This window comes from Bacillus sp. MMSF_3353 (genome assembly GCF_030733445.1).
Taxonomy (GTDB): Bacteria; Bacillota; Bacilli; order Bacillales; family Bacillaceae_G; genus Bacillus_A; species Bacillus_A wiedmannii.
The window spans coordinates 86515-97817 of the sequence record NZ_JASHJA010000004.1; the positions used below are offsets into that span (position 1 = coordinate 86515).

The window sequence follows — 11303 nt, forward strand, 5'->3', positions numbered from 1 at the left end:
CGAAAATACAATTTATCTACTTTTTATACAAAAACCAAACAAAATTGATGAATATTATTAATACCAATAACAACATGAACCAATACAGAAATCATACTTTCATAAGTGAAATACTAAAAAAGTGAAAATAAAACAATATGGATCCTTTAAAAAAGTTACAACCCTATGAAAAACAAGATTGTAACCAAAAATAGCTTGAAAAGAGGGAGAAAATTATGGAACAAAGGAAATATTCAGTAACACCTCAAGATCGAATGAATTATATACTTGGTCTTTATTCCGCAAATCAACAAATTAATGCCGTTCTTTATTTTCCTATAGGTATATCAAAAAAAGTACTTGAACAATCAGTAAGAATAACGTTACAATTACAGCCCGTTTTAAACAGCCGTTTTGTAGAAAGTGATATGCCTTACTGGGAGGAACATTCATCTAGTACTAACTCACCAATTTGTTTTTTTGCAGAAGGAGATGATCAAAATCTTGAAGTGATGGCAATAGATTTTATAAAGGAATCTGGAGATCCTATTCAAGGGCCTATGGTTCAGACAAAATTATTACGAGGCACTTCAACAAATATATTAGTTGTTAAATTATCTCATCTTTGTTCAGATGGTGCTGGAGTCAAGGAATATATTAATTTGCTGGGAGCAATTTATACTCACCTTTCTCTGGGACAGTCTAAGGATGAAATTATAAAGAGATTTAATGCAAAAAATGAGGGTTTTCGCGATCAATCACCTGTATTCAAATATACTGGAATAACAGACATAAAAAGTGCGTATCGTCCCAGCCAAGAACAACAAGCAGCATTATGGTCTTTTCCATCTCAACCTAACAAAAATACTTATCCAAAAATGGCCGTGCGACGGTTAAGCCGTGAGCAAACTCTACGTTTAACCCTATGGACAAAGGCACAACAAGCTACCTTAAATGATGCAATCCTGACTGCATACTTCCGCTCTTTATCACATTTCGCTGTGTATGCAGAACCTCGTACCGCAGAAAAAATGGTTGGTTTAACAATTGATTTACGCCGATATCTCCCTAATCATACAACTGGTTCAATTTGCAACTTATCCGGGATGGAAATGCCAGTGATTAAAATGGAAAATGATGACTCATTTAATCAAACTCTAGTTCGAGTCAAAGAATCAATGGATACAATAAAATCTCAAAATCCAGGTCTTTCTTCAGCCGCAGGAATGGAGTTACTGGCAAGTAAAAAGCTATCTCAAGTTAAGGAAATGTATAAACAGCAATATGAATGGGCTTTACAAATGGGAATGGCTTTACCGTTACTTACTAATTTCGGATCGATAGCTGATGAACCTATTAAGTTTGGTGAAGTTCAAGCTCAGGACGGGTATATAACATCACCAATTATGTATGCACCATTCTTTACAATGGGGGCAAGCTCTTATAATGAGAGACTTACATTTACAATTGGTTATCATTCGCCAGATACTACAAAAGAAAAGGTAGAGCAATTTTTAGAAAGTGTGGTCAATGAACTATCAAAATTGTAACGGGAGTATCACCCTAAGCTCAATAAGTTAAGTTTATAAATCTAGCCAAGAAGATTCCTTCCTCAAGGAACGCGAAGTGAGTATGTGAGAGATGAACTGGCTTCGGACATAGGATATAAGGAAGCCAGTTTAGTTGTTCGCCATACATGGGGTACCGGCCCATTCCCATTAACCTAAGAAAACAGATGTGAGATACTTTAAATATTAGCTTGATGCACATGGTTAGGCGCCCTCAAATGCTTGGATTAAAATCATTACAAACAGCTTAAAAAAAATGCTGCAATAGAAGTTATACATATAATCAAAAAAGGACAAACTATCCAAGGTGAATAGTTTGTCCAAAACCATAAACTCTATGGTTTAACAATATATAATTCAGTTCCGCTAAAAGTCTTTTATTCTCTTTTCATATCCTACTATTTTTGCATCCGAACGAACAATAGAGAATTAGAATAATGACTTAATACTTGCTAGAACAGTAAGTATTCCTATAACAATTACAAATACATTACTCATTTTCCCTTTGTATTTAGCCAGTACTGGTACTTTATTGATTGCATACATCGGTAATAGACATAAGATAGCAGCAACTAACGGACCGCTAAGGGCATCAATGATTCCAAGAATACTTGGATTTGTATAAGCAACATACCAGCATGTTAATACGACAAAAGTAAGAATCATTGTCTTAACTGTTTTCTCTCCTAAATCTTTCCCACGTTTTTTACCGGACTTAATAATCATGTCACGCATTACCTCATACGCTCCTATATAATGGCCAAGGAAAGACTTTGTAATAGCCACAAACGCAATGATAGGAGCCGCAATAGTAATTACTGGCGAATTAAGCTCATTAGCAAGATATGATAGGATTGACAAGTTCTGTTCTTTTGCCACCTTAAGATCATCTGGAGTCAAACTTAAAGTACTGCTCCAAACAAAGAACATAACAACAACGAATGTCATGATATAACAAACTTTTTGTATTTGAGCACACTTGGCATCAGTAGCATCTATTCCATACGTAGCTCTCTGTTTCATAACGAATGACGAAATCATAGGAGAATGATTAAACGAGAATACGATGATTGGTAGTATCATCCATATTGTTCCAAAATATCCTGTTCCAGTTGAAGCAGTAGAAACACTTGAAAAACTTAGCATTGACGTATTCCACTGTGGAATTAAAGATATTGCGATAAAAAGTAGAGAAACAATGAAAGGATATACTAGCATGCTCATTATCTTTACAGTAATATCTTGACCAAAATTTAGTATAGTGATAAGACCGAGTACTAATACAAGCGATAAAATGGCCCTTGGAGGCTCCGGCATGTGCAATTGATGCACAATAAAACTACTTGCAGTATTTGTAAGTGCAACCGAATACATCAGCACGATCGTATAAATTGAAACGAAATATACAATGTTAAAAATGATACTTGCCTTATTTCCGAAATACTCTCTTATTGTACCTGTAATCCCCTCATCGGCAGAATTAGAAGCGTATATCATTTTAGCAAGTGCCCTATGTGAGTAATACATAACAGGATATGCAAGTATGGTAATTAACAGCAATGATAATAAACCACCTGAACCTGCATTAATAGGTAAGAAGAGTACTCCTGCTCCAATTGCTGTTCCAAATAGACTCAATGCCCAGGTAGTATCCTGTTTATGCCACTTTTTAGGGTCTAGATATTTCTCATTTTTTACTGCAGTATTATCAACTTGAAATTCTATGTTTTTTGCAGTATTCCCATTCATATAATAATTCCTCCTAGTTTTCTATTCTTACTTCTCTATTTAAGGCATCGGAATATAGACCGTTCTTGAAAAATGAATTGCTTATAAAGTGCGCCACATCGTATATCCTTCTTCTAAGTTAATCAAAATCAAAAAATTGGCGAAGCATCAACCTGACGGGGTTGTTACAAATTATAAAATATCCCAATTATATAGTGATATATTTTATTAGTAATTCCCCCAATATACAGACATCCTTAGGCGAACAATAGAGAATAGATTGTTAACTTTTTCACAATATATCCGGTAATTGTTCATTGATTTGATTATTTCTCTCCAAAGATTTTATTTTTAATGGCAATCCCTGTAGGTGTAGCTGCAATTCCACCTAAACCTGTCTCTCTTAATTCGCGAGGCATCTGTCTTCCAACTCTATACATCGCTTCAATAACTTCGTCAGCATTGATGATATTGTTTACGCCGGCTAATGCGATGTCCGCTGCTGCTAAAGCATTTGCCGTTCCAATGGCGTTTCTCTTTACACAAGGAATTTCTACTAAACCAGCGACCGGATCACAAACTAAACCGAGTAAATTTTGTAATGCAATCGAAAAAGCTACAGAAGATTGCTGTGGCGTTCCACCTGCAGCTTCAACCGCAGCTGCAGCCGCCATCGCTGAGGCACTGCCTACTTCAGCTTGACATCCTCCGTACGCTCCTGAAATACAAGCGTTGTTTGCGACTATCGTTCCAAATAACGCTGAAGTAAATAGAAAATGAATCATATCTTCATGACTTAACTGCAACGTATCTTTAATACTAAATAGGACTCCCGGAATCGTCCCACTCGCACCTGCTGTTGGAGTTGCACAAATAGCTCCTAATGCAGCATTTACTTCATTAACACCGATAGCACTTTGGATCCCTAACACCATCAAATCTCCAGAAAGGGTTTTCCTATTTTCTCGATAGTTTTTAATTTTAACAGCATCACCTCCGGTTAAACCAGTTGGAGAAAATACACCGTCGCCCTCGATACTTTTATTTATAGCATTTTGCATAGTCGCTAAATTTCGTTCCATTTTACTCCAAACTTCTTCATAAGTAGATTTAGTTTGTTCAATTTCCTGTTCAATTGCTAATTCATAAATTGTCTTTTGGCTTTTATTAGCTGCATCCACAATTTCTTTTATGGCCATATACATATTTTTTCACTCCTTAATGTAACTAAAGAATAATGAGCTTAGCTATATTGCTTAAATTTCCTAATTCCTCCTGGACATTACCAGGCAATAGCGTATCCAAAGCGAATGCATATAAATATTTCCTGTTTTCTTCTAAACTATGAAAGTTGTTTATTTCCACATCATATTGTTTAAAGATCCTGCGTAAGACAAATTCAAAGTCAGCTCTTTCAGAAATCGCAATAATAACTGGCAATGGCCCCTGCAGATCTAAACTAAATCCGTCAATTTCAACATGTTTGATTTCAATTAATCCACCGCCAACCGAAATCCCCATCGTTCTAATACTTCGATTTTCATCCTCTAAATATACATCTGCCGTATTTGGATGGCCAGCAGGACTATCACCTGCTTCTTCAATAAAGGTAATTTCAATTCCTTTAGATTCTGCTATTTCAATAGCATCTGGCACTTTGCTGTCATCGGCAGCAAATCCTAATATCCCAGCAATAATTGCAAAATCAGTTCCGTGACCTTTATGGGTTTCAGCAAATGATTCATAATACCTTACCACGACTTTTTTTGGAAGACCTTGAAATAATTTATTGGCTACCGTTCCAATAGCCAAAGCACCTGCAGTATGTGAACTTGAAGGACCTATCATTATGGGCCCAATCACATCAAAACAACTTTTGTATTTAACAACCTTTTTTTCTTTAATAGATGCTACATTCATGTTCATATAAGCACCCCCATAATTTATTATTTTTAATTACAGTTGAATCTAAGTTATTAAAATGACTGATTCAAAACAAGATCTAATTGAATGCGCTTTCATTCTCGTGTCAAATACACTTTTCCTTTTGATCACATACCTTTCTTAGAGTAATCATGTGAGTATGTCCAAATTTAAAAGGTTACTTACAATGTCATTAGGATTTTTGCAAAAAAACTAGGTTTGATACTTTCTCTAGAGGTAATAAATTCTTTCTCGACGCCCTCATTATAGCTTGTATATTTATGAGTACAATATTTTTTTATTTTTAGAAAGATTGAATAAACAGAATCTTGAATGGGTAATAGATTACACTTAGCATGTAGCAATTGTGTCCTTTGTTTGAAGCTGTATTAGTTAGTAGAAAAGCAAAAATAACACAGAGTTCCTTTCATTAACACATTGATTATATTGGAAAATCATTATAATGATACTTATATTATCCTTTGTTGAAACATTTAATTTTGGACATGAAAGCTGTTGTAATAAATGATTAATATAGATAGCAAGTAATAAATTAATGAACTATAAAATCATTTTTGAATATTAACCATTAATTTTGTATTAATATTCATTGTCAGAAAAAAGGAACTTCTTTTTTATAATCTTAACTTAAAGTGATATTTTGGTAATATCCCACAATTTACACCATCCCCTTTACAGTTATGGAAACCCTAATTAGATTTAAAAAGAGAGAAGAGCTCATCGATGCTCCTCTCTTTTTTATTTACTTAAGATTACTATTCAAATTGCTTATTGCATCTTTAAGCTGACTTTTAAATTATAAACTTTAATTTCCATACTTCTTTACAAGCCGATAAATGAAAAAAGTATATGTTCCTTCAAAATTAAGTTATAAAAGAGTAATGTTTTCCTGTAACATATTATTCATCCTTCTATTCACAGACAGTACGCTTCCACACTAAATAAAATCTCTCCGTAAACGTCCAATAGCTCTAAAATATACAAAAATTGAAGAATATGAAAAAAACACTCTTATGAGTGCCCTTCTTAGCAACTAAGTCCGCTGCAACTATTATCATTACCCCGATGAATTTTGCCTGTAAGAGGAAATTTTAAGTTCATATTTAATTATTAAAATAAACCGCACCAAAGTTTTCATTAAATCTTTTACACCAAACAGAAACCGAACCATATTCACTTACATCTATCCCTTCAGGAATTTCATAGTTTTGGTCTCCTTTATTTCCCTTTAATTTTCCTAATTCAATATACTGATAGTTTTTCACGTCTTCATTATTTTTTAAGCGATTTGTAGGAACTAATACAACTCGTACATCTGGCCCATTAGATGTTGCAAAATCAGAAAGTCGTAAAACACGTTTTCCATCCGCTAATTGGTAAATTTTTGCCGTTCCAGTTGTTTCATGGACACCGTTTTGAAACTGACCTTCCCTTATTACTCGATCACTTTGTTGCCTTACTTCAGTTGATTGTATCTCTGCTTGTGGCAATGATTCATTTACGTGCTTATCAATAAATAATTTCTCTGGTCGGAACAATGACCATAAAATCCCCAATACAATTATCAAACCACCTATAAGCCATACATATTTTCTTTTCATAAAGTAAAAAACCTCCTGTAACATACTGTGTAGTAGTATGTTAACAAGAAGGTCTTTCATTTTTCTAACGTAAATGTTACAAAAGTCTTTCAGCCGTCTTATTTTTTTACTGATGTGATGGGAAGAGTGAACCAAAATTCACTTCCCTGCTTACCATCTGCGCGATTCCGTACACCAATTTCCCCTTTGTGCATTTCAATCAATGATTTTGCAATAGCTAATCCAAGTCCGGAACCTCCAGATTGTGAACTTCTTGATCGATCTGTTCTAAAAAAACGTTCAAATACGCGTAATTGATCATTTGGAGAAATTCCCATTCCTTCATCCCGCAAAGTGAATTGGACCTGTTGAGTTGGTTTATTTTCCACTACAGTCAATTCAATTGTTCCAGAGATAGGAGAATATCGAATTGCATTATGTAATAAATTACCTATGACCCTTTCTATTTTACAAGGCATAATCAAAAGTCGAGGTAATGTATCAGGGACATCCAATTGCACATGGATTTGTTTGTTTCCTAATAAGACAGAATGTGACTCTAATACATCTAATAGAACTTTATCTAAATGTGTGAAACTTGGGTGAAAATCTACTTGCTCAAACTCTAACTTTGAAAGATCAAATAAGTCGTTAATTAATCCATTTAATCTTTCTATTTCTTTTAAAACCGTTGCTAAGTATTGCTTTTTCATTTCAGGATCTTCAATCAGGTTATCTTGTAATGCTTCTATCATCATTTGCATGCTAGTCATAGGTGTTCGTAAGTCGTGTGAGATATTGGTAATTAGCTCCTTACGAGCGTTTTCCTGTTCCTCTAACTTAGTAAACCCTTCTTCTAATTTTTTTGCCATCTGTTGAAAGGCTGTTGCCAATTCTTTAAACTCACGTGGTTCTTGCCCAATTATATACATCGTTTCAAAGTGTCTATCACTAAATTGTTTCGTCAATTTTATTAAATTTTGTATAGATCTCATGATAGGACGTGTCATTAACCAATAAATAAACGTTGAAATAATGAATGCCACAAATGCAATTACTGTTAATAACCGCGTTTGTTCCGGTTCAAGTAACATTTTCGTATCACTATACCATATAGCAATTACCATAATACTAGTACTTAATAGATTCATGAGTAACAATTGAATACGTAATCTCATGTTTCATTTCCTCCATTTGGCTCAAAGCGATATCCTATACCCCAAACCGTATGAATCCAACGATTCTTTATCGTATGCTTCTCGAGCTTTTCACGTAAACGACTCACTAACACAGTAACTGTGTTTGATGCCCCTTCATGTCCAAAATCCCAAATTAATTCAAGAAGCTGCGAGCGAGAAAATACTTGTTTTGGATGCTTTGCCATGAGATAAAGTACCTCAAACTCTTTCACCGTTAACTCCACTTCCTTATTACAAACAAGTACATATCTTGTCTTTGGATATATTTTTAAATCTGGAAACTCTATCACTTCCAATAAGGATTCTTTCGCTTGTATTTGTACATGGCTTCCTCTTCTTAGTATAATTTGAACCCTTAATACTAATTCACGAGGGGAAAATGGTTTTGTTAAATAATCATCTGCCCCCATTGTTAAGCCTAAAATTCGATCCCTTTCCTCTCCCTTAGCAGTTAACATAATAATAGGTACATTTGATTGTTGACGAATTTCCTCGCATAATTCCCATCCATCTTTTTTTGGCATCATCAAATCTAATATAATTAAATCTGGTTGATGTGTAAGAAATAAATCCCAACCTTCTTTACCATTTACAGCGGTATAAACTTCATATTCTTCTCTTTCTAAATACCGTTTGCATACTTCTCGAATATTTTCTTCATCTTCTACGATTAAAATTCTTTTCTTCATATACTATCCTCACTTCTTTTTCACCAATAACAAAAATTTTTTTCTATTATCCAATAAAAATATCTTTATAGGTAAAGATATAAAAACTAATCACATAAATAAATCAGAATTCCACATTTCACCCTCGAAACGAATGAAAATTCAGAAAATAAATCATGTAATACAGATAGTAATCTTAACATTTGATTACTTATATGACTAGATAAGTATTTAAAATAGTAGTTTCTAAATCATATATAAATTAAAAGGAATGAGTCCGATTCAACATCGAACTCATTCCTTAATAGTAACCTAAATTTTTGCATCTAACTTTTCAGATACAATTCATTTCCGGTTCTCTTTTCAAACTTAGCAACAGAACTGTTACCTATTACTGAACTCTTGATAGATTCCATGCTATAGTATCAGTCCCATTCTCTCCATTACCATATTTCATATAATCGATTAAATATCCTACCTTTAACTTATTACCATTAGATAGTATGTTCCATTGCTTATGGTGTCCAGTGAAATTCTTTGGATATGCATGATTAAATTTAAAAGTACTTGCGTTCTGTTTTTGATCTAAATGGATATAACTATCTTGAAGTTTTAAATATGCATAATCTGAATAAATAGGATTTTGAAATTTAATTAATACCTCTTCATCCTTTTTAATTGGTTTTCCAGGTTTAGGTTGACCTACTCTTTCAATAATTACATTCACTTTTTCATCGCTAGATTTTTCAGCCCAAAGATACTCCCATTTATTCCCTGCATGATGACTTCCCAAATAAGCTGTATTTCCATATGAAGCCACGGTATAAGGAACTCCTTCTGTAACAAATTCACCTGAATTATCTACTACATAATCTTCAAATTCTTTATTAGCTTTAATTTCAGTATCAATCTTTTGTGTAGGCGTTAGATTGTGTGCGTCATTGATTTCAAATGTAACTTTTCTGTGCGCAGCAATTTCAGATTTAATAGGGTGTATATTTTCTCTAGACTCATATGTAAATCCATTTTCACGTTTAACCAGTGTTACTGTTTGTGACGGAGCATTCCATTTCTTACTATAAGTAGTAGGAATATCTTTACTCACTCCAAATAAACCAGGTAAAATTGTTGCCCTAATCTTTTGTGTCACAGAATCATAACTACCTTCTACTAATGTTGGGTGCTGTAGTTTTGCAAAAGCTCCGTGTACAGAGTCTTTATGTAAATAACCGCGATCTCCCTGTCCCGCTTTTAAATCGTTCAATGCATCAGTTCCATTATTAGCTGAAACCACTGATACGTTATTAGTACTTTTAGCCTTGTTTACAATATGATTTACTTTTTTCGTATCTATATTTACCTGTTGAAAAACTTCGTTATAGGATAAAACTGGCTTATCAGCAAGAGATTTGTCTTTAGGAGTATATACCCTAAACTTTGGTATATTTCCTATATCTGTTTCTAATTGTTCAGTAGCTGCATTTACTCTAGACTCATATCTCCCTGAATCCCCCAAATGCATAATTTCTTCACCTTTTTCAATAGATAAATCCATTGTACTTGTAGGTAAAACTTCAATCGAAAGAAGTTCCCCTTGTTCAACAGCTTTCAATTCATCCAAAGATAAGACAATATTCGCATCTGCTTGTCCTTCTAAACTGTCAATTACTACTTCTGTTTTATTCCGTCCACCTTTTTCTGTACTTAAATAGTTTGCTTTATAACGATCTTGTGTTGCCTTTACAGTATTAATAATTTTGTTTCCTAAACGAATATTAAAATGAGGCGAAACATTTTCAGCGGATGCTGTTCCTACATTCTTATATTCCAAATGTACACGTAATTTTGCTGCGTTCGCTGTATCCACAGTTGTTGCAGTAGACCAATCAAAATTATTTGTATAACTCTCCGTTTCCGTAGTTGTTTTTGAATATCCGTATCCCACATTTGCTGAAACACTTCCGGAAGGAACAGGACCGGCTGCTGAGCCTTCTACACCACCTGAACCACTTAAACCTACATTAAATGAATGTTGTGTAGATACACTTTTTTCCCATCCTCTACTAACTGATCCACCATTATTATCCGTAATGGTTGCAATAGGAATTACTTCAATTCGTTTGACACCAATTTGCAAATTCGGCATGTTGGCAACTATCGGATTGAAATTAGTATCAGAATCGTTGTTATAATTCTCAACCTCATACATATCAGTAAAAGGATCACCATCCGTATTTGCATTCATAGGATTCGATATAAATTTTGGTTTCCCTTTATCCTTCTCGGGATCCCATGCTTTCGCTTCATTTTTTCCAGTTTGTGAATTGAATTCAATTTTATATCCATTAATCTCTAAGTCGTTGGAAATACCATCTTTATCCCAATCGTTGTTTGCCATTTCAATGTTTTGTGTAATGAGTGAACCTATTTCTCCATCAGATCCGAGCGTGAAATTCTTATCTTCTTTTTTTACATCTGCATTCTCTTTGAATATTTCAACTGTACCTCCTGGATTCGGTTGTTTTACATCTGCTAAAGCAGGAGATGCTAAAGTCAGTGCCATTGATACACTACCTAATACACTAATTGCTGGCTTCAATTGTTTCATTGTTATTTTTCCTCCTTTGTTTCTAGATC

General features: G+C 34.0%; 8 protein-coding genes. 1 reads left to right on the forward strand and 7 read right to left on the reverse strand.

What is annotated here, in order from left to right; translation table 11 throughout:
- Positions 1-215: 215 nt before the first annotated feature.
- Positions 216-1529, forward strand: coding sequence for a condensation protein (locus RBB48_RS11370; protein WP_306007662.1), 1314 nt, complete (start codon positions 216-218; stop codon positions 1527-1529).
- A 447-nt stretch (positions 1530-1976) separates the two neighbouring features.
- On the opposite strand, the gene RBB48_RS11375 is transcribed toward RBB48_RS11370, so the two are convergent.
- The 7 genes from RBB48_RS11375 to RBB48_RS11405 form a co-directional block, all read right to left on the reverse strand.
- The gene (locus RBB48_RS11375; RefSeq protein ID WP_088063991.1) at positions 1977-3296 is read right to left on the reverse strand and encodes an aromatic amino acid transport family protein; all 1320 of its coding nucleotides are present in this window, start codon (positions 3294-3296) and stop codon (positions 1977-1979) included.
- A gap of 305 nt (positions 3297-3601) precedes the next feature.
- Positions 3602-4480, reverse strand: a complete 879-nt coding sequence (gene sdaAA, locus RBB48_RS11380) for an L-serine ammonia-lyase, iron-sulfur-dependent, subunit alpha (RefSeq protein ID WP_088063992.1) — start codon at positions 4478-4480, stop codon at positions 3602-3604.
- A 22-nt stretch (positions 4481-4502) separates the two neighbouring features.
- Complete coding sequence (gene sdaAB / locus RBB48_RS11385; protein WP_033716175.1) at positions 4503-5201, reverse strand: L-serine ammonia-lyase, iron-sulfur-dependent subunit beta; 699 nt, start codon at positions 5199-5201, stop codon at positions 4503-4505.
- 1121 nt (positions 5202-6322) lie between these two features.
- Positions 6323-6820 (reverse strand): DM13 domain-containing protein, encoded by a 498-nt coding sequence (locus RBB48_RS11390; protein ID WP_002017161.1) that lies wholly within the window; start codon positions 6818-6820, stop codon positions 6323-6325.
- A 98-nt stretch (positions 6821-6918) separates the two neighbouring features.
- A complete protein-coding gene (locus RBB48_RS11395; protein ID WP_106382918.1) occupies positions 6919-7977 on the reverse strand; it encodes a sensor histidine kinase in 1059 nt (352 codons plus the stop codon).
- Positions 7974-8687: a response regulator transcription factor gene (locus RBB48_RS11400; protein ID WP_002017159.1), complete on the reverse strand. Its 714-nt coding sequence runs from the start codon at positions 8685-8687 to the stop codon at positions 7974-7976. The genes RBB48_RS11395 and RBB48_RS11400 overlap by 4 nt, the downstream gene beginning before the upstream one ends.
- Positions 8688-9057: 370 nt before the next feature.
- The gene (locus tag RBB48_RS11405) at positions 9058-11274 is read right to left on the reverse strand and encodes a binary toxin-like calcium binding domain-containing protein (protein ID WP_088063995.1); all 2217 of its coding nucleotides are present in this window, start codon (positions 11272-11274) and stop codon (positions 9058-9060) included.
- Positions 11275-11303: the final 29 nt, after the last annotated feature.